This is a genomic window from Rhizobium freirei PRF 81 (assembly GCF_000359745.1).
Taxonomy (GTDB): Bacteria; Pseudomonadota; Alphaproteobacteria; order Rhizobiales; family Rhizobiaceae; genus Rhizobium; species Rhizobium freirei.
In genome coordinates this window covers 1-18,056 of sequence record NZ_AQHN01000056.1, presented here as the reverse complement: position 1 = coordinate 18,056, position 18,056 = coordinate 1, and the positions used below count along the sequence as shown (strand labels likewise).

Sequence of the window (18,056 nt, the reverse complement as noted above, 5' to 3'; positions counted from 1 at the left end):
AGATAGCCGGTTTCTCTCAATAATTTTCCTGATACCACTCGACGAAGCGGCGAACGCCCTCGTCGACTTCGATCTGCGGCTTGAAGCCGGTGAGTGCCGCCAGCAGATCCGGCACGGCAAAGGTATTATGGACGTCGCCGGGCTGCATCGGCAGCATCTTGCGGATCGCCTTCTTGCCGAGCATCGTCTCGATGGTTTCGACGAAGGTCATCAGTCCCACAGGCTGACCGCCGCCGATATTGACGACGCGGAAGGGAGCGTTCTTCGACAGGGTGTCGATCACCGTCTCTGATACGACCCGGTTTTCCTCCGAGGGCACAACGCCGATGAGGCGAACGATGCCTTCGACGAGATCGTCGATATAGGTGAAATCGCGGCTCATCTTGCCTTCGCCGTAGATTTCGATCGGCCTGTCATTGCGGATGGCGTCGACGAATTTGAACAGCGCCATGTCGGGGCGACCCCAGGGGCCGTAAACCGTGAAGAAGCGGAAAGCGGTCGTAGGCACGTTGAAGAGATGAGCGTAGCTATGCGCCATCAGCTCCATGCTCTTCTTGGTCGCCGCATAGATCGTCATCTGCTCGTCGGCCTTGTCGCTTTCGGCAAAGGGGATCTTTTCGTTGGCGCCGTAGACCGAGGAGGTCGATGCCAGCAGCAGGTGCTTCGGCTGCAGATTTCTTGCCAGCTCCAGCACGTTGAACGAGCCGGTGACATTGGAATCGACATAGGAACGCGGATTTTCGAGGCTGTAGCGCACACCGGCCTGGGCGGCGAGATGGACGATCACGTCAGGCTCGGCGAGTTCCGCTGCGTGATCCAGCGCCGCCTTGTCCTCCAGCATGCCTGTCACGGCCTTGAAGCCGTTGGAACGGGCGAGAATGGCTGTGCGCTTCTCCTTGAGCTTGATGTCGTAATAGGGCGTCATGCCGTCGAAGCCGACGACGAAATGACCCTCGTCGAGCAGGCGCTTGGCAAGATGGAATCCGATGAAGCCGGCGGTGCCGGTGATGAGATAGCGCATTGGTCGGCCTTTGCTTAAAGCATTTCCAGGAAAAGTGCGTAGCGGTTTTCCGTTCGGAATGCGTAAACGCGCTAAAGTGTGGCGTCGTTTGAGGGTCTGCCGACGCTTGTATAGGCAAAGCCGTGCTTTGTGACCTCGTCGTGGCGATAGATGTTTCTCAGGTCGACAAGGACCGGCGCATTCATGACGGATTTGAGCCGGGCGAAGTCGAGCGCGCGGAACTGGTTCCACTCGGTGACGATGACGAGCGCATCGGCGCCGCGCGCCGCAGCATAGGCGTCGTCGGCATAGGCGATGTTGTCGATCAACAGGCGCGCATTGTCCATGCCTTCGGGATCGTAGCCCGTCACCGTCGCGCCGGCATCCTGCAGCGCCTGGATGACCGAGATCGCCGGGCTGTCGCGCATGTCGTCCGTATTCGGCTTGAAGGTCAGGCCGAGCACGGCAATGGTCTTGCCGCGGATATCGCCGCCCATCGCCGCGATTACCTTGCGACCCATGGCGCGCTTGCGGTTGTCGTTGATGGAGATCGTGGTTTCGATCAGGCGCACCGGGCTGTCAAAGTCCTGGGCGGTCTTGGCCAGCGCCAGCGTGTCCTTCGGGAAGCACGAGCCGCCGTAACCGGGGCCGGCATGCAGGAATTTCGAGCCGATGCGGCCATCGAGGCCGATGCCGCGCGAGACTTCCTGCACATTGGCGCCTACTTTTTCGCAGAGATCGGACATCTCGTTGATGAAGGTGATCTTCATGGCAAGGAAGGCGTTGGCGGCGTATTTGATCAGCTCCGAGGTGCGGCGGGCGGTAAAGAGCAGCGGCGCCTGGTTGAGGTAGAGCGGCCGGTAGACTTCGGTCATGACGCCACGGGCGCGATCGTCATTGAGACCGATGACGATGCGGTCCGGACGTTTGAAGTCCTCGATCGCGGCACCTTCGCGCAGGAATTCCGGATTGGAGACGACTGCGACATCGGCCTGCGGATTGGTTTCGCGGATGATGCGCTCGACTTCGTCGCCGGTGCCGACCGGCACGGTCGATTTCGTGACGATGACGGTGAAATCTTTGACGTGCTCGGCGATCTCGCGGGCAGCGGCATAAACGTAGGAGAGGTCGGCATGGCCGTCGCCACGGCGGGAAGGCGTGCCGACCGCGATGAAGACGACGTCGCTTGCGGCAACGCTCGTCTCGACATCGGTGGTGAAGGAGAGGCGTCCGGCGCGGACATTGTCCGCAACGAGCTGCTCGAGGCCTGGTTCGAAGATCGGTATCTCGCCGTGCTGCAGCGCTGCGATCTTGCTGGCGTCCTTGTCGACGCAGATGACGTCATGGCCGAAATCGGCAAAGCAGACGCCGGACACAAGCCCTACATATCCCGAGCCGATCATCGTAATGCGCATGAAACTTCAATCCTCTTGCTGGCGCCGGGCCTGGCGTTAAGACGCGAAGCCGGCATTTGCGATCACCTGCGCTTATACACAGGATCAATCGAGCCGCCTATATGCGATATCCTCAGCCGGGACAATTACGACGGAACTGTCACAGAAGCTGCTCGCATCTCTATCGCTCTACTGGCGCCGTTACCTGGGTGCAAAGTTAAACGAAGCCTTTGTACTTTAAGCTTATCATGCCTATCGCTTGTGATTGGCAACATGTTGCCGCATGATGAATCAAGGGTAATCGTTCGACTGGAACGAAATAGAATGGGCGGTTCGGGACTATTGCATGAAGTCGACTTTCGCCGTGCGTACAATGCGAGCCGGGGAATTGGAGCTCGCTCTGGAATGGGCTCGGCAGGAAGGGTGGAATCCCGGCGTCGATGATGCCCCCGCATTCTGGGAGGCGGATCCCTCCGGTTTTTTGGTCGGCGCGATCGGCGAGGTGCCGGTCGGCTGCATCTCGGTCGTCCGCTACGGCGAGAGCTTTGCCTTTCTCGGCCTTTACATGCTGCATCCGGAATTTCGCGGCAGGGGATATGGCAAGCAGCTCTGGAACAAGGGTATGACGCTCGCCGGCAATCGCGTCGTCGGCTTGGACGGCGTCGTTGCGCAGCAGGACTATTACCGCCGCCACGGCTTCGAAACGGCCTATCGGACGCTGCGCTATGCCGGCATCGCCAAGGTGCCCGATCTGGGAGATCAGGCGGCGCAGGTCGTGCTGGTCACGAATGGCAAGCTTGAAGGCCTGGTGCATTACGATGCCGGGATCTTCCCTGGTCTGCGTCATTCCTTCATCAGGGCTTGGTGCGGCGCGCCGGAAAGACGGACAACCTTCATCGTCGGCGGTGGTAGCAGGGTTCGAGGCTACGGGACCATTCGCCGCTGTTTCCACGGCTATAAGATCGGTCCGCTGTTCGCTAACAAGCCGGACGTAGCGCGGGCCTTGCTGGCAAGGCTGCTGGCCGAGGCCGAGGGTGCGCCGGTGTATCTGGACGTGCCGGTCGACAATGCACAAGGTATCAAACTCGCGGAAGACTGTGGTCTGTCGCCGGTCTTCGAGACGGCGCGTATGTATCGCGGCAAGGCGCCGGAGATACCGCTCGATCGCGTGTTCGGCGTGACCACGCTCGAACTCGGCTAGCGCCGCTCACGTTTCGCCGGCAAGGCGCCGTGCCGTTAACCTTAACAGACGATTAATGGCTCGGTTGGAGGTTTAAGCAGCCTTAGCAGCTGCATCTACGATTCAGCTAATATATAGATCATCCGGGGGCGCATAGGGGAAAAATCGAACAATGATTGTTCATTTTCTTTGTTGGAGTCCGGCTATGCATGTCATGGAAAGTATTAACCGGCAGACTTGGCGTAATCCCTGGGCCTTGCGGGATTATCGCCGCAGCAGCGGCTACCTCAATGAAGGCGAGCGTATCGCTTTTTCCATTGCTACCCCGCCGGCGGGCAGGGGGCGCATTCTCGATATCGGTGTGGGTGGAGGCCGCACAGCCGATCTCTTACGTGCGACTGCCAGCAACTACGTCGGTATCGACTACACGCCCGAGATGGCCGACCTTTGTCGCCATAATCACCCCGATCTCCGCTTCGAGATCATGGATGCGCGCGATCTGTCGGCATTCCAGGATGCCAGCTTCGATCTCGTCGTCTTCAGCTACAATGGTATCGACTCCGTCGATGCCGATGGCCGGCGGGCTGTTCTGCTCGAGGTGGCGCGTGTTCTCGCTTCCGGCGGGGCTTTCGTCTTCTCCACATTCCATCGCGGCTGGCATGGTTTCGAGCATCATGTCGACTATCGCAGACTGGAATGGACGGCCAATCCGGTGCGGCTCGGGCTCAGGACGCTTCGCTATGTCGAAGGGCGTATCGCCGGTACGCTGCGTCAGCATCGTCTAAGGCCCCTCGAACAGCGTGATGGCGAACATACCATCCTGTTGCACGGTGCACACGATTTCGGCGTGATGGTCTATGCGACGACACCCGCGCAGCTGCAGTCGCAGCTCGCCAGGGCAGGCTTTGCAGCGCCTGCGCTGCTGCTTGACCTGGATGGAACGGCGATCGGCGATGTTGCGTCGCCTGAGCATGAGTATTTTCACGTCGTCGCGCATAAGCCGGGTATCTGATCGGGAATCGACGCCGGCCGGATGGGGCCGATCCCGGCCCCATCCGGCCGTTTCAACGGAGAAATCCTGTTGGGCGTGCTGATTCGTCATGCAAAAAGCGGAATCTCCTGAGACAACAGGGTCGCTTTCCCAAAAACAAAGCTTTATAGATGCGCGGGTTTGAGCAAGGCGCGCCTCCGTGCGCAGGAAGCGGGAATTGAAGAATGACGAACGTTGTAGTGATCGGTTCACAATGGGGCGATGAAGGCAAGGGCAAGATTGTCGACTGGCTTTCGGAACGCGCCGACGTGATTGTACGCTTTCAGGGCGGGCACAATGCTGGTCACACCCTTGTCGTCGACGGTGTCAGCTATAAGCTCGCTCTGCTGCCCTCCGGCCTCGTGCGCGGCAAGCTGAGCGTCATCGGCAATGGCGTCGTGGTCGATCCCCATCACTTCGTCGCCGAGGTCGAGAAACTGCGTGCCCAGGGCGTCGCCGTTACGCCGGATGTGCTGCGCATCGCTGAAAACGCGCCGCTGATCCTGTCTCTGCATCGCGACCTCGATGCCATGCGGGAAGATGCGGCTTCCAACAGCGGCACGAAGATCGGCACGACGCGCCGCGGTATCGGCCCGGCCTATGAAGACAAGGTCGGCCGCCGCGCCATCCGCGTCATCGATCTCGCCGAGCCGGAAACGCTGCCGGCCAAGATCGACCGGCTTCTGACCCATCACAATGCGCTGCGCCGCGGCATGGGCGTTGACGAAATCTCCTTCGATGCCCTGCATCACGAGCTGACATCGGTCGCCGAACACATCCTGCCCTATATCGATCAGGTCTGGCGCCTGCTCGACGAGCAGCGCAAGGCTGGCGCCCGTATCCTTTTCGAGGGTGCGCAGGGTGCGCTGCTGGACAACGACCACGGCACATATCCCTATGTGACCTCGTCCAACACGGTTGCCGGGCAGGCTGCCGCCGGCTCCGGTCTCGGACCGACGGCGCTCGGCTACGTCCTCGGCATCACCAAGGCCTATACGACCCGCGTCGGCGAAGGACCGTTCCCTTGCGAACTGCACGACGAGATCGGTAAGCACCTGTCGACCGTCGGCCGCGAAGTCGGCGTCAATACCGGCCGTCCGCGCCGTTGCGGCTGGTTCGATGCCGTGCTGGTGCGCCAAACCGTAAAGACCTCGGGCATTACGGGTATCGCGCTGACCAAGCTCGACGTGCTCGATGGTCTCGACGAGCTGAAGATCTGCGTCGGCTACAAGCTGGACGGCAAGGAAATCGACTATTTGCCGGCGAGCCAAGCGGCGCAGGCGCGCGTCGAGCCGGTTTACATCACGCTCGAAGGCTGGAAGCAGTCGACCGTAGGTGCGCGCAAATGGGCCGATCTGCCGGCGCAGGCGATCAAGTATGTCCGCCAGGTCGAAGAGCTGATCGGCGCGCCCGTCGCGCTGCTTTCGACCAGCCCGGAGCGCGAGGACACCATACTTGTGACCGACCCCTTTGAGGGCTAAAGTCGCGAACCTATGACGAATCCCGGCCCGGCTGCTTGCTGGGCATCATGAGAAAGTGCTGATGGCGGATTTTGTAGCAGTCATTCGACGGGCCGTTGACGGCCTGACGGAAAATACTCCCGAGATGCGGGTCAAGGTTTACGATCGAGCTCGTGGTGCCGTTCAGCGGCAGCTTGAGAGCATGAAGCCGCGCCCGCCGGAAGAGATGCTACGCCGCCAGCTCGACAAGCTCGAAGCCGCGATCGTTGAGGTCGAAGCCGAGCATGCCGAGGCCCTGCCGGCGGCCGAGGAGCCGGTCACCGAAGTGCCCGTCGCCCATGAGGTGGCGGCTCCCGCGCCGGTCGAAGAGCATCATGTCGAAGCTCATCCGCAGCCTCATGCGCACGAGCCGGAGCCCGCTCCGGCCGAGGTTCACGCCCATGAGGAGACGACTGCTCCCGAACCGGTCCATGAAGAGCCCGCCCATCACGAGCCGGCTGCATCGGCGGAGCAGCATTGGCCGCAGAAGCCTGCCCCCTTAGAGCAATGGAGCGAGCCTCATCAGGAAGAGCAGCATGTCCCGGCTGCGCGCCATGATGTTGCCGAGCATCATGCCGAGGCTCATGTGGAGCCGGCCCACGACCCGGTCTATCACGACGAACCGCAAACCTATCACGAAGAACCCGAGCACCATGCGGAAGAGGTGGGGCCTGTTGCGGCCGAGCCCGTCCGTGCGGCTCCCGCGCATCAGGCTGGAAGCGCAGCGGTTGACGACGTCATCAGCCAAGTGGAGCAGATCTGGGCGGAGGTCGATGCACCTTCGCACCGCGCTGCCCCCGAGCCCGCCGTTCCGCATCGTGAGGAGCCGGTTATGCCGGCTGCGGCTTTTGCCGATGCGGCGTTCGGTCATCCTGTGGAGCCATCCGAACATGTGAAGGCGCCGGCACAAGCTGCCAACAAAGCCTTCGCCTGGGATGCGGATGTGTTCGAAGAACTGCAGCCGGTTCCGGCTGCTTCTCAGCCAGCGCAGCCCGCCCGGCAGCTGTCGGATAACGCCTTCGAGGACGTCGATCTCTTCGCCGACGTGCATTCCCCCCGCAAAACGGGCGCGGATGCCGATGAGGGCAATGACGGCTGGCGCGAGCTGAAGGAGCTTGCCGGCTTCGACAAGCGCGCAGAAGACGGGCGTGGCGGAGCTTCTTCCATGCCGCCGGATCTCGATCAGGCGATGGCTGCCAAGCTGCAGGGCAAGAGCTTCCGAATGGAGCCGAAGCGCCGCCGCATCAATGTCACTAGCATCATCCTGACGCTTGTTGGCCTCGCCCTTGTCGGTGGCGGTGGCTATGCGGCCTGGCTGAACCGCGATGCGCTCAACAATATGGTGACGAAGCTCGTCAGCTCGGCACCGAAGAGTGCTGCGACGCCTCCAGCTTCGGATTCGGCAAACAAGAACACGGCAAGCAACAATGCGGCGAATAACCCTCCTGCCGCCGCAGCGACCCAGCCATCGACGCCCCCACAGAATAGCGCGGCTGCTACCAAGCCTGCGGGCGCCGGCAATACGGATGTCGCCGCGTTGAACAGCGATCCCAATACGGTCAATACGAAGTTCACGCAGCGTCTTCTGTCAAATGGCACGGAAGAGGACAAGGGTCCCGCGGCCGGCGCTCAGCCTGGCGTCGCCGAAGGCAAGTCCGTGGCGGAGCAGAATGTGGCTTCCAAGGCTCCGGCTGCTGCCGTCGCACCGCCGGCTAACGCTGCCGCAGCACCGCCTGCGAACAATGCGGGTGCGGCCCAGGCACAGGCGCCTGCCGCCGACACTCCGGCTTCGACGAACCAGCAGACCCCTGCGGCAAATCAGCAGCAGGCCGCCGCCAACCCGTCACAGCCGGCCACGCAGCAGACGGCTCAGGCAACCGACGGACAGAAGGTTTTCCTCTATGAGGAGCGCCTCGGCCAGACGTCGCCTTCCGCCTTTCAGGGCACTGTCACCTGGTCACTGCAGCAAGGCAAGGGCGCCGACGGCCGGCCCGAGCCCTCCGTGCAGGGTCTTATCAGCGTTCCCGACCGTGGCCTGGCGGCAACGATCACCGTGTCCAGAAATGCGGACCCCTCGCTGCCTGCCAGCCATCTGATCGAGCTTGCCTTCCAGGTGCCGCCGAATTTCGAAGGTGGAGCGATCGATAATGTGCAGCGCGTTGCACTGAAGGCGACCGAGCAGGATCGCGGCGATGCCCTCATCGCCGTGCCGGCCAAGGTTACCGACGATGTCTATATGGTCGCACTCAACGATTTTCCGGATGCGCGCAAGACCAATCTCGACCTTTTGAGGAGCCGTAACTGGATCGACATTCCAGTCGTCTACCGCAACGGTCGCCGTGCCTTGCTGACGATGGAAAAGGGGCCAACCGGCACGGATGCCTTCAACAAGGCGATCACGGAATGGCAGGCTCTCGGCGGCGTTGCCTCGAGCGGCCAGTAAGCTCTTCGAATATCGACGGCTACGAAAAAAGGCGGGCTTGCGGCCCGCCTCTCTTTTTGATTGTTGAAACTCTCCGAGCGGGAAGCGTTATGCCGTCGCTTCGACGACGCGGAGCGCCTTGGCGCGTTCCAGCGCATCCTTCTGCACGGCTTCCTGAACCTTTTCGAAGGCGCGAACCTCGATCTGGCGGACGCGTTCGCGGCTGATGTCGAATTCGGCCGAGAGGTCCTCCAGCGTTACCGGGTCATCCGAGAGGCGGCGAGCCTCGAAGATGCGGCGTTCACGATCGTTAAGCACACTCATCGCGCGGGCCAGCATGCGGCGACGCGTGTCGAGCTCATCCTGTTCGATCAGCACGTCTTCCTGGCTGTCATGATCGTCGACAAGCCAATCCTGCCACTGGCCGGAATCGCCTTCGGAAGCCTTGATCGGCGCATTCAGCGAAGCGTCGCCAGAAAGGCGGCGGTTCATCGAAATGACCTCTTCCTCCGAAACGTTCAGCTTGGTGGCGATCTCGGAGACGTGTTCCGGCTTCAGGTCGCCGTCATCGATGGCCTGGATACGGCCCTTGAGACGGCGCAGGTTAAAGAACAGACGCTTCTGGTTGGCAGTCGTGCCCATCTTCACCAGCGACCACGAGCGCAGGATATATTCCTGGATCGAGGCTTTGATCCACCACATGGCATAGGTTGCCAGGCGGAAGCCGCGTTCCGGGTCAAACTTCTTCACGGCCTGCATCAGGCCGACATTGCCTTCCGAAACGACTTCGCCGATCGGCAGGCCATAGCCGCGATAGCCCATGGCGATCTTCGCCACGAGGCGCAGATGGCTGGTGACGAGCTTATGCGCGGCCTGACGGTCGGCATGTTCCGCATAGCGCTTGGCGAGCATGTACTCTTCCTGCGGCTCCAGCATCGGGAACTTGCGGATCTCGTCGAGATAACGATTGAGGCCAGCCTCTCCGGCGGCAATGGACGGCAAGGTATTACGGGCCATGATTGTGCACCCTCCTATTCGAGATTTGGTTCCTTCTGGGGGCGTATTTGCGCGCCTTCTGCGAAGCGGACCAAGGCGTACGGGTCCAGGGACCCCGCACTCAACCAATGTAAAGATAAGTACGGCGAAACGGTGATTCAAGGATGCAGTCACGCAAGTGTTATAGCAGCGTGACCGCGGTCTCGCCGTGACGTCGCCCTTGAGGTTATCCTCCCGAATGGTCCGGCGCAGTCAGCCTCTACCATCTCGGCTGTCAAAACGCATCGGCGTTTCCAGCAATAGACGGCGCACCGGATTCGGTCCTACATTCGATATTATAGGGCGTTAGGTCGCATGCGTCCAGCGGGACGTGTTCACCACGGAGGCTTGCGGCTCACACACGCAAGGCTTCCACCAGTTCTTCCATATCGTCGGGCAGGGGTGCTTCGAAGTGCATGATCTCGCCCGTGCGCGGATGCTCGAATTGCAGCATATAGGCATGGAGCGCCTGGCGGGTGAAGCGGTTGACGACCTGCTTGGTCGGCTCCGGCAGGAGGTTGGCCTTGGTCTTGAAGCCGCCGCCATAGACGGCGTCGCCCAGGAGCGGATGGCCGATATGCGCCATGTGTACGCGGATCTGGTGCGTACGGCCGGTTTCCAGATGGCAATCGACCAGCGAGGCGAGGGCGATTGCATCCGCTCCTTCGTGGAAGCGCTCCAGTACTTCGTAATGCGTGATGGCTTCATCGGCATCCTGGGAGGTGGGACGCTTGACCGCGCGGCGCGTGCGATCGACGCTCGAACGCCCCAGCGGCGCGTCTATGGTGCCGATGAGCTGACGCGGGCGGCCCCAGACGATGGCCTGATAAGCGCGTTCCAGTGATGTCGTTCTGCCATGGTCGGCAAATTGCAGCGACAGGTGGCGGTGGGCGACATCGTTTTTGGCAACGACCATGACGCCGGTCGTGTCCTTGTCCAGCCGGTGGACGATGCCCGGCCGACGCACGCCGCCGATGCCGGAAAGGCTGTCGCCGCAATGGTGGATCAGCGCGTTGACCAGCGTGCCCGTCCAATTGCCGGCGGCGGGATGGACGACGAGCCCGGCAGGCTTGGAGATGACGATGATGTCCTCGTCCTCGTAAAGCACGTCGAGGGGAATATCCTCGCCCTGCGGCGTCGGATCCTCGGGCTCGGGCAGAGCGATTTCATAGACGTCGCCGGGGCGCACCTTGCGCTTGGCATCGGTGACCGCTTCGCCATTGAGCAGAACGGCCCCTTCCTTGATCATCGCCTGGATGCGGTTGCGGGAGAATTCCTTGCCGAACTGCGCGGTCAGCCACGCGTCCAGCCGTCCTTCGGCGCTTTCGTCGGCGGTTAGGACTTTTCTATTGTCCGCGGCTTCTTTAAAGGGGTCGCTCAAACGTATTTCTCCGGCGCTCCAAGGCGCTCTCAATCAGCAAGGATGCATCGATGACGAATCTTGAGCCAGACGATCAAGAGGAAAAGCCCCTCGATTCGGCCCTGGAGAAAGTCCGACGCAAGATGATCCGCCTGCAGATCGTCTCCGCGGCTGTCATGGTGGTGAGCCTTATGGCCGTCTTCGGCGCCGTTGTCTACAAGACGATGAAGCAACCGGCAAAGCCGGCGGGCCAGGCTGCCTCCAATATTCCCTCGGATGCCCCGGCTGCCGTGACGGCCTTGCTGCCGGCTGGCTTTACCGTTCAGTCTACGGCCCTGTCGGGAAATCAGGTGCTGTTCTACGGTGCGCTCGCCAGCGGTCAGCGGCAGGCCATCGTCTTCGACTACGGTATCGGCCGCATCGTGGCGACCATATCCCTGTCGAACTGACGGTATTGCGATGACGAGCAGCCGGCTCATCGAGATCACGGATGCTGACGATCCGCGTATTGCGGAATTCCGGGATATCCGCGAGCGTGACCTGACCGGGCGAGAAAACCGCTTCATCGCCGAGGGCACTGTCGTGCTGAGGCTCCTTGCCGGAGCGCATGCGGCGGAGGGGGATTTCGCCGCGGAGAAGGTACTGCTGCTCAGAAACCGCGTCTCGGGGCTGAGCGACATCATCGAGGCCCTCCCAGCCGATGTTCCGATCTACGTCGCGACGGCGGAGGTGCTCGACGGCATTGTCGGGTTTCATCTGCATCGCGGCGTTCTGGCGCTTGGCCGCCGCAAGGCAGAGACGGGGCTTAGCGCCTTCCTTGAGCGCCTGCCGCAACGGGCGCTCGTGCTTGCCGGCTGCGGCATCTCCAATCATGACAATATGGGTTCGATGTTTCGCAACGCGGCCGCATTCGGGGCCGATGCGGTGCTGCTCGACGAGAGCTGCTGCGACCCGCTCTATCGCAAGGCGCTACGGGTCTCGGTTGGTTCCATTCTGACCGTGCCCTATTGCCGGCAGTCGAGCGACCTCGACCTGCTTTCCGCGATGGCCGATCGCGGTTTTGCGATCTGGAGCCTGTCTCCCAACGGCAAGGTGGATATTCGCGATGTTCCGGCCTTGGAGCGCATGGCACTTGTCGTCGGCACGGAAGGGGATGGCCTGCCTCAGAATATCCTGTCCAGATTCGGCAGCGTGCGTATCCCGCAGGCTCCGGGGCTCGATAGCCTCAACGTTGCGACCGCAAGCGGCATTGCGCTTTTCGAGATGGCCGCGCGAATCAAGCGGATTTGAGGGGTATCGTTCCCGACGGCTAGGGGTGCTTCGGCAGCAAACTCGCCACGCGGTCGGCAAGGCTGGTGCGCTGACCGGCTTCGGCCGAATTCTTATCCCCCGAACTCCCATCTCCGGACAGAAGATCGAGGATGGGCGAGGTGCTGCCTTCCTTGAGCGCCGTCAGTGCCACCATGTTGGCGGCGATGGTGGCGATTTCCTCGCGTATAGCTTCCTCGTGGACCGGCGAGCGCGCTTTCAGAAGGCGGTCCGAAAGGGCTGCGGCGCGGTTGCGGACCTCTTCCGCCATATGTGCGATGTCGTCTTCCACTGTGCGTTCCGGCTCGGCTGCATTCGTCTGCTTGTCGGCTGTATCCTTGATGATCGGGATAGCGGACAATTTTGGTGTTTTTGTCGACTTCTTCGGCGGGGTAATGCCGGCGGCGCGTAGAATCTTGCTGGCTTCCCTCGATTCCTTGACGGCGGCCTCAAGGCGCTCTTTCAGGCGCACGATGTCCTGAGTATGCCGTGCGATCGCGGTTTCCTTGTCGGCGCCGCCTGCAATCTCGCGATCCAGCCGTTCTTCCAGCCGCTTGTTCTTGTCATTTTCCTGGCGCAGCGATTGCTCGGCGTCGGCCGCGCGCAGGCTGGCGGCGCTCAGATCCTGGCGAAGCGTATCACGCTCGTCCCGTAAAGTGTTGATGCGAAGCTTCAAGCTCTCGATCTCGGTTTCGCGCGTTGCAAGATCGATCTTGAGATTGTCCGCATCGGCCGCCATTTTCGTCATGCGCTTGCGCAGGCCGTCGATATCGGCTTCCTTTTCCGCGCTGGCCTGTTCTGCCGCATGAATGCCTGACTTGAGCTGGCTGATGTAGCTTTCCTCGCGCCGCAGGCGAGAGCGCAATTCGCCTGCTTCCACTTCCAGATCGTCTATGCGTGTCTGCAACTCGGTGTTGCCGCTGACGAGCCGGCTTGCCTCCTGCTGCAGTTTGCCATTATGGATCTGCAGCGCGACGCTCCTGTCGCGTTCCTGGGTCAGGGCCTGCTCGGTTCTGGCATTCTCGGCGGCAAAGAGGGCGCGCGCCATATCCTTCTGCGCCCGCACTTCCTGGGGGCTCAGGGGCATGGTCGCCTTCAGGCGCTTTTCGGTGAACCAGACGATGCGGCGATGGATTGCCGGCGCAATGAGAAAGACCAGAAGCGCGGCCGTCAGAAAGCCCAATCCGAACAATAGAGCAAATTGAATCACGACGCGGCCAGTATCCTGGGGTTATTTTCGATCTCTGTGAAATGAATAATCATGGGCTGGGCATGCGGGCAAGCGTTTAAATCGGATATGGTTTACCGGCGAGCGCCGGATTTACTGAAAGAAAAGGCCCGCAATCCGAGCGGGCCAAAGCAGGTGCTGCCTGGGAGAGGATGTTAAAAGCTAGCTCAGAAGGGGTTCCAGGTCGGATTGGGCGTGACCTTCAGGTAACCCATGTTGACGCCGAGGCGTGCGCCGAGGCCGGTGCGGATCGGAACGAGCACGATATTGTTGTTCTTCAGAACGGTCATGCCGAAACCTGCCACCACGAAAGCCTGACCGCTGACGCCGCCGAAGCGGGTGTAGACGCTGTCGATACTCGGCAGATCGTAGACCAGCATCATGACGCGGGTGCCTTGGCCGCCGTAGTCGAAGCCGAGCGAAGGCCCCTGCCAGTAGAGCGGATGCTCGCCGGCATTCTTGGTGTTCAGCTGTCCTTCGCCGTAGGTCAGGCCGGCCAGGAATGCGCCTGAACCTTCCTGGCCGAGAATGTAGCCATTCGGCAGGCCATATTGCTGGAAGGCCCGTTCGACCACCTTGGCAAGGCCGCCGCTGGTGGAGCCGAAGAAGGAGTGGCCGGCATCGACGATTTCCTGGGCTGAATAGTTGTTGGCTGGCGCAGCCGAGGCCTGACGGACCGGCAATGCGAAACTCACGAATGCAGCAATGGCCAGGATCAGGCCGAGGCCGAGCGTCCTGGTGCCGGGGCTTGGCATTCTCTTCAGGAATTCATAGCGCATGAAAGTCATCCGTTCATCATGGTCGGGGCGATAGGAGACGGCTGCGGAGCGCGTTCGCTGGAACGCGCCTCTGCGGTTAGTCCCCTCCAGCAGATCCTTTTGCCCATCCATCGCAGCACGATTCGCGTGCGAAAGGATCTGATGGTGATGAATGCATTTTGCGTCGTTGGTCTTAACAATCGGTTTACCAAATATGGTGTCATTATGGCGCGCGGTACACCGGCTGTGACAATCCTCGGGCAACCTTACCGTGCCAGCGTGGAGTCACGTTTCGCCCTGCAAGCATTCAGGAGACAATGAATGTCGAAGAATCCAAATCTCACTCTGACCGGACCGGATCTGGCCGCGCTGCTGTGCAGCCGCGTATGCCATGATGTGATCTCGCCGGTCGGGGCGATCAACAATGGCCTGGAGCTGCTCGACGAGGGTGGTGCCGATGCCGATGCGATGGATCTGATCCGCACCAGCGCGCTGAATGCTTCGGTTCGCCTCAAGTTCGCACGCCTTGCCTTCGGCGCATCCGGCTCGGTCGGCGCATCGATCGATACCGGCGAGGCTGAACGGGCCGCGAAGGATTTTGCCGCTGCCGAAAAGAAGACCGAAGTCAGCTGGGTCGGCCCGCGCGCCATCATCGCAAAGAACCGGGTCAAGCTGCTGCTCAATCTTTTCCTGGTCGCTTACGGCGCGATCCCGCGTGGCGGCAATATCGAAGTGACGCTGGAAAATCCTGAATTCGACGCCAAGTTCACCATCACTGCCAAGGGGCGGCTGATGCGCGTACCGCCGAAATTCGCCGAGATTTGTTCCGGCACCCTGGAAGAGGCGATCGATGCTCATTCGATTCAGCCTTACTACACGGTGCTTCTTGCGGAAGAGAGCGGCATGGAGCTCTCCTACAACGCCACGCCGGAAATACTGACCTTTATCGCCGAGATACCGGCCGAATAGACGGATTTCGGCTTTTTTCATTCTCTGGCCTGCGGCCGCCCGGTGGCTGTGGGCTTATCTTTTCGTGTGCTGCCATTGCCGCGAAATCTTATGGTTGTCCGTGCAATTGATAATGTAGCGGTAACGAATCCTTAGCATGCTGGTCCTATCGTTCCAATTTGATGTCGCCGTTCGACGATGGCGATTGGTGCCAGGGAGTTCTAGATGCAGCGGTTCATGATAACGGATGCTTCGGATGTCGTGCGCAAGGTCGGCAAACGGATCCTGTCCGAGCTGGATTTCCTCGTGAGCGAAGCCGGCGACGCCCGTGAAGCGCTGGTACGCTGCCAGGTCGAGATCCCGGATTATCTGATCGTCGATGCCGGCATGGAAGGGGCGCTCGATCTCATTACCAATATCCGCGCCATGCCGAACGGCAAGGACGTGAAGATCTATTACTGCGTCGTCGAAGCGGACCTGCGCAAGCTGATGGCGGGAAAGCGGGCAGGCGCCACGGACTTTCTGCTGAAGCCCTTCGACCGTAAGATCCTGACGGCAATATTCGGCAATCGCGCCGTCGCCGCCTGATTTCGCCGAACATTCTTGAAGTAATGCCGGCCGTCCTTTGAGGCGGCTTTTATTTTGGGCAGCCTTACCAATAGAAAATCCCGCCGAAGGAGGCGGGATTTCAGAGCTTTTGCGGTATTTGGCGGGGAGGCGGGTTTAAGCGCTTTCAGCGAAATCGTTGCTGTCGGGCTCGCGCAGCACGTAGCCGCGACCCCAGACGGTTTCGATGTAGTTGGCGCCACCGGCTGCATTGGCGAGCTTCTTGCGCAGCTTGCAGATGAAGACGTCGATGATCTTCAGTTCAGGCTCGTCCATGCCGCCATAGAGGTGGTTGAGGAACATTTCCTTGGTAAGCGTCGTGCCCTTGCGCAGCGAGAGCAGCTCGAGCATCTGGTATTCCTTGCCGGTCAGATGCACGCGCTGGCCGCCGACTTCGACGGTCTTGGCGTCGAGGTTGACGATGAGCTCGCCGGTCATGATCACCGACTGGGCATGGCCCTTGGAGCGGCGAACGATGGCGTGAATGCGGGCGACCAGCTCGTCCTTGTGGAAGGGCTTGGTCATATAGTCGTCGGCGCCGAAGCCGAGGCCGCGAACCTTGTCCTCGATGCCGGCCATACCGGAGAGGATGAGGATCGGCGTCTTGACCTTCGAAAGGCGCAGGGTGCGCAGCACTTCGTAGCCGGACATATCGGGAAGGTTGAGATCCAGAAGGATGATGTCGTAGTCGTAAAGCTTTCCGAGATCGACGCCTTCTTCACCGAGATCGGTGGTATAGACGTTGAAACTTTCGGATTTGAGCATCAGTTCGATGCTCTGCGCCGTCGCGCTGTCGTCTTCAATGAGTAGAACCCGCATAATTGTCCCCTTTACCGCCGCCGAAAGGTCGTCAGCCCCCTTACGCGATACCGATCAAATCACTGCTTGATTTGGAAGCTGCCATGCAATGGTTAACAAATTCTGATTCACTCTGGCAAGTCGTATCGAATTTATTAAATAATTTTTCCATTGCACTGTTTTCCAACGACAATCAGTAAAATCGACTCCTAAAGTATCGCATGAGGAACTTACGCCAAGTGATTCATCCGACTCATCAATGCCAACATGTCGAATTCCGACCTCAGCATTTACCGAGCCTTAAATCATTGCGCCTATCATTAACGATGCCCGTAAACGAAAGGTTACCAGCGGTAGGCTTTTATTAAGATCGCTGGAAATTTTTTTAACCAAGCCGTCTCAAAGCGGCTCGGCGGGTGAGAATATCGAGAGCCGGGGTCTCGCATCACGGGAGTAATGCGTATGAAGTCACGTGAGAGCCTAGTTCGCCTGAAAGAGTTTCAGGTGAACGAAAAACGCCGTCAGCTGCAGCAGTTGCAGATGATGATGGCGGAATTTGACCGCATGACAAAGGATCTGGAAAGCCAGATCGTACTGGAAGAGAAAAAGTCCGGTATTTCCGACCCTAACCACTTTGCTTACCCGACCTTTGCCAAGGCCGCCCGCCAGCGCGCGGACAACCTGCAGGTGTCGATCCGTGAGCTGCAGGTTCAGGAAGAAACGTTGGAAAGCTCGCTTGAGGAAATACAGGCCGAGTATGCCAAGGCCGCAGCGCTCGAGGAGCGCGATGGTTCTGGCCCGGCAAGGGCACGCGCCTGACGTCATAAAACCGTCGTCCTTTTTCGACCCAGGCATCATTCCATTCCGATACGGGACCCATTTTCGGAAGATGCGCGAGTTGACGGAAACGACACAAAAGCCACGCGTGACCGGCCGTGACAGGGCCGGCCATGCGCGGCTTTTTGTACTTGCAGACTGCGCCCGGCCAAAATGGCCGGAGCCGATGCATCCGGCTACGGGCTCAATGTCGTAATCTTTTCGCAATCTATGCTTACAGGTTAACGACGTCGCGCCAGTCGTCGTGGCGCAGCGCCTGTGCCTTGAAAAACGGGCAGAGCGGAATAATCTTCCAGCCGCCGCGGCGCGCTTCTTCGACCGCATGAAAAGCCAGCGCCTGGCCAACGCCCTTGCCGCGCAGGGCATCCGGCACGCCGGTATGATCGATGATGATCAGCTTGGAGGAGGTGCGGGAAAACGTCATTTCCGCTTCGTGGCCCTCGACGGTTGCGACATAGCGCCCGCCGGATGCGTTGTTTTCGTTGCGGATTTCCATCGTTCATCTCCCTGATTGCGACTGATGCGACAAGGATTACATGCGCTCCGGCATCTGCCAACTGCCGAGATTGTTGACGGATCGTCTCTCATTAAATCGACTTTGATATGCGGTGGCTTTGTGGGAGGTTTTGCGCATGGACTGCAGCAGTCGATGT

17 protein-coding genes are annotated in these 18,056 nt (G+C 60.4%); 9 read left to right on the top strand and 8 right to left on the bottom strand.

Features of this window, described 5'->3' with window-relative positions; all coding sequences use genetic code 11:
• Window positions 1-16 precede the first annotated feature (16 nt).
• Window positions 17-1,021 carry an NAD-dependent epimerase gene (locus tag RHSP_RS12060; RefSeq protein WP_004117041.1) on the bottom strand — a complete coding sequence of 335 codons (1,005 nt, stop codon included), beginning with the start codon at window positions 1,019-1,021 and terminating at the stop codon, window positions 17-19.
• A gap of 71 nt (window positions 1,022-1,092) precedes the next feature.
• Window positions 1,093-2,415, bottom strand: a complete 1,323-nt coding sequence (locus RHSP_RS12055) for a UDP-glucose dehydrogenase family protein (RefSeq protein WP_004117039.1) — start codon at window positions 2,413-2,415, stop codon at window positions 1,093-1,095.
• Between the two features lie 325 nt (window positions 2,416-2,740).
• On the opposite strand from RHSP_RS12055, the gene RHSP_RS12050 reads away from it, so the two are divergent.
• The 4 genes from RHSP_RS12050 (at window position 2,741) to RHSP_RS12035 (ending at window position 8,546) form a co-directional block, all read left to right on the top strand.
• The gene (locus tag RHSP_RS12050; RefSeq protein WP_037151481.1) at window positions 2,741-3,595 is read left to right on the top strand and encodes a GNAT family N-acetyltransferase; all 855 of its coding nucleotides are present in this window, start codon (window positions 2,741-2,743) and stop codon (window positions 3,593-3,595) included.
• 193 nt (window positions 3,596-3,788) lie between these two features.
• Complete coding sequence (locus tag RHSP_RS12045) at window positions 3,789-4,586, top strand: methyltransferase domain-containing protein (protein WP_240535417.1); 798 nt, start codon at window positions 3,789-3,791, stop codon at window positions 4,584-4,586.
• Window positions 4,587-4,789: 203 nt separating this feature from the next.
• The gene (locus RHSP_RS12040; protein ID WP_037151479.1) at window positions 4,790-6,085 is read left to right on the top strand and encodes an adenylosuccinate synthase; all 1,296 of its coding nucleotides are present in this window, start codon (window positions 4,790-4,792) and stop codon (window positions 6,083-6,085) included.
• 61 nt (window positions 6,086-6,146) lie between these two features.
• Window positions 6,147-8,546, top strand: coding sequence for a hypothetical protein (locus RHSP_RS12035; RefSeq protein WP_004117029.1), 2,400 nt, complete (start codon window positions 6,147-6,149; stop codon window positions 8,544-8,546).
• Between the two features lie 87 nt (window positions 8,547-8,633).
• Here the strand turns inward: RHSP_RS12035 and rpoH are convergent, their stop codons facing one another.
• Window positions 8,634-9,542 (bottom strand): RNA polymerase sigma factor RpoH, encoded by a 909-nt coding sequence (gene rpoH / locus RHSP_RS12030; RefSeq protein ID WP_037151476.1) that lies wholly within the window; start codon window positions 9,540-9,542, stop codon window positions 8,634-8,636.
• Between the two features lie 373 nt (window positions 9,543-9,915).
• The gene (locus RHSP_RS12025) at window positions 9,916-10,941 is read right to left on the bottom strand and encodes an RluA family pseudouridine synthase (protein WP_004117018.1); all 1,026 of its coding nucleotides are present in this window, start codon (window positions 10,939-10,941) and stop codon (window positions 9,916-9,918) included.
• Window positions 10,942-10,991: 50 nt separating this feature from the next.
• Between RHSP_RS12025 and RHSP_RS12020 the strand changes: the two genes are divergently transcribed.
• Window positions 10,992-11,369: a hypothetical protein gene (locus RHSP_RS12020; protein WP_004117010.1), complete on the top strand. Its 378-nt coding sequence runs from the start codon at window positions 10,992-10,994 to the stop codon at window positions 11,367-11,369.
• Window positions 11,370-11,379: 10 nt separating this feature from the next.
• On the top strand, window positions 11,380-12,210 hold the full coding sequence (locus RHSP_RS12015) for a TrmH family RNA methyltransferase (RefSeq protein ID WP_004117007.1): 831 nt from the start codon (window positions 11,380-11,382) through the stop codon (window positions 12,208-12,210).
• A 19-nt stretch (window positions 12,211-12,229) separates the two neighbouring features.
• Here RHSP_RS12015 and RHSP_RS12010 read toward each other — a convergent pair whose 3' ends face one another.
• Complete coding sequence (locus RHSP_RS12010) at window positions 12,230-13,438, bottom strand: hypothetical protein (RefSeq protein WP_004117005.1); 1,209 nt, start codon at window positions 13,436-13,438, stop codon at window positions 12,230-12,232.
• Between the two features lie 185 nt (window positions 13,439-13,623).
• Complete coding sequence (locus tag RHSP_RS12005; protein ID WP_037151905.1) at window positions 13,624-14,235, bottom strand: DUF1134 domain-containing protein; 612 nt, start codon at window positions 14,233-14,235, stop codon at window positions 13,624-13,626.
• A gap of 300 nt (window positions 14,236-14,535) precedes the next feature.
• Between RHSP_RS12005 and chpT the strand changes: the two genes are divergently transcribed.
• Both chpT and RHSP_RS11990 read left to right on the top strand, forming a co-directional pair.
• Window positions 14,536-15,183, top strand: a complete 648-nt coding sequence (gene chpT, locus RHSP_RS11995; protein WP_004116999.1) for a histidine phosphotransferase ChpT — start codon at window positions 14,536-14,538, stop codon at window positions 15,181-15,183.
• Between the two features lie 204 nt (window positions 15,184-15,387).
• Complete coding sequence (locus RHSP_RS11990) at window positions 15,388-15,750, top strand: response regulator (protein ID WP_004116997.1); 363 nt, start codon at window positions 15,388-15,390, stop codon at window positions 15,748-15,750.
• A gap of 135 nt (window positions 15,751-15,885) precedes the next feature.
• On the opposite strand, the gene ctrA is transcribed toward RHSP_RS11990, so the two are convergent.
• Window positions 15,886-16,587: a response regulator transcription factor CtrA gene (ctrA, locus tag RHSP_RS11985; protein WP_004116994.1), complete on the bottom strand. Its 702-nt coding sequence runs from the start codon at window positions 16,585-16,587 to the stop codon at window positions 15,886-15,888.
• A gap of 441 nt (window positions 16,588-17,028) precedes the next feature.
• On the opposite strand from ctrA, the gene RHSP_RS11980 reads away from it, so the two are divergent.
• Entirely contained in the window at window positions 17,029-17,385 is a 357-nt protein-coding gene (locus RHSP_RS11980; protein WP_004116991.1) for a hypothetical protein, read from the top strand.
• Between the two features lie 232 nt (window positions 17,386-17,617).
• On the opposite strand, the gene RHSP_RS11975 is transcribed toward RHSP_RS11980, so the two are convergent.
• Window positions 17,618-17,899, bottom strand: a complete 282-nt coding sequence (locus RHSP_RS11975) for a GNAT family N-acetyltransferase (protein ID WP_004116989.1) — start codon at window positions 17,897-17,899, stop codon at window positions 17,618-17,620.
• Window positions 17,900-18,056 lie beyond the last annotated feature (157 nt).

Excerpts from the sequence above, each read along its gene's own strand:
- RHSP_RS12060 (WP_004117041.1), bottom strand. The coding sequence starts at position 1,021 with ATGCGCTATCTCATCACCGGCACCGCCGGCTTCATCGGATTCCATCTT.
- RHSP_RS12055 (WP_004117039.1), bottom strand. The coding sequence starts at position 2,415 with ATGCGCATTACGATGATCGGCTCGGGATATGTAGGGCTTGTGTCCGGC.
- RHSP_RS12050 (WP_037151481.1), top strand. The coding sequence starts at position 2,741 with ATGAAGTCGACTTTCGCCGTGCGTACAATGCGAGCCGGGGAATTGGAG.
- RHSP_RS12045 (WP_240535417.1), top strand. The coding sequence starts at position 3,789 with ATGGAAAGTATTAACCGGCAGACTTGGCGTAATCCCTGGGCCTTGCGG.
- RHSP_RS12040 (WP_037151479.1), top strand. The coding sequence starts at position 4,790 with ATGACGAACGTTGTAGTGATCGGTTCACAATGGGGCGATGAAGGCAAG.
- RHSP_RS12035 (WP_004117029.1), top strand. The coding sequence starts at position 6,147 with ATGGCGGATTTTGTAGCAGTCATTCGACGGGCCGTTGACGGCCTGACG.
- rpoH (WP_037151476.1), bottom strand. The coding sequence starts at position 9,542 with ATGGCCCGTAATACCTTGCCGTCCATTGCCGCCGGAGAGGCTGGCCTC.
- RHSP_RS12020 (WP_004117010.1), top strand. The coding sequence starts at position 10,992 with ATGACGAATCTTGAGCCAGACGATCAAGAGGAAAAGCCCCTCGATTCG.
- RHSP_RS12015 (WP_004117007.1), top strand. The coding sequence starts at position 11,380 with ATGACGAGCAGCCGGCTCATCGAGATCACGGATGCTGACGATCCGCGT.
- RHSP_RS12005 (WP_037151905.1), bottom strand. The coding sequence starts at position 14,235 with ATGCGCTATGAATTCCTGAAGAGAATGCCAAGCCCCGGCACCAGGACG.
- chpT (WP_004116999.1), top strand. The coding sequence starts at position 14,536 with ATGTCGAAGAATCCAAATCTCACTCTGACCGGACCGGATCTGGCCGCG.
- RHSP_RS11990 (WP_004116997.1), top strand. The coding sequence starts at position 15,388 with ATGCAGCGGTTCATGATAACGGATGCTTCGGATGTCGTGCGCAAGGTC.
- ctrA (WP_004116994.1), bottom strand. The coding sequence starts at position 16,587 with ATGCGGGTTCTACTCATTGAAGACGACAGCGCGACGGCGCAGAGCATC.
- RHSP_RS11980 (WP_004116991.1), top strand. The coding sequence starts at position 17,029 with ATGAAGTCACGTGAGAGCCTAGTTCGCCTGAAAGAGTTTCAGGTGAAC.
- RHSP_RS11975 (WP_004116989.1), bottom strand. The coding sequence starts at position 17,899 with ATGGAAATCCGCAACGAAAACAACGCATCCGGCGGGCGCTATGTCGCA.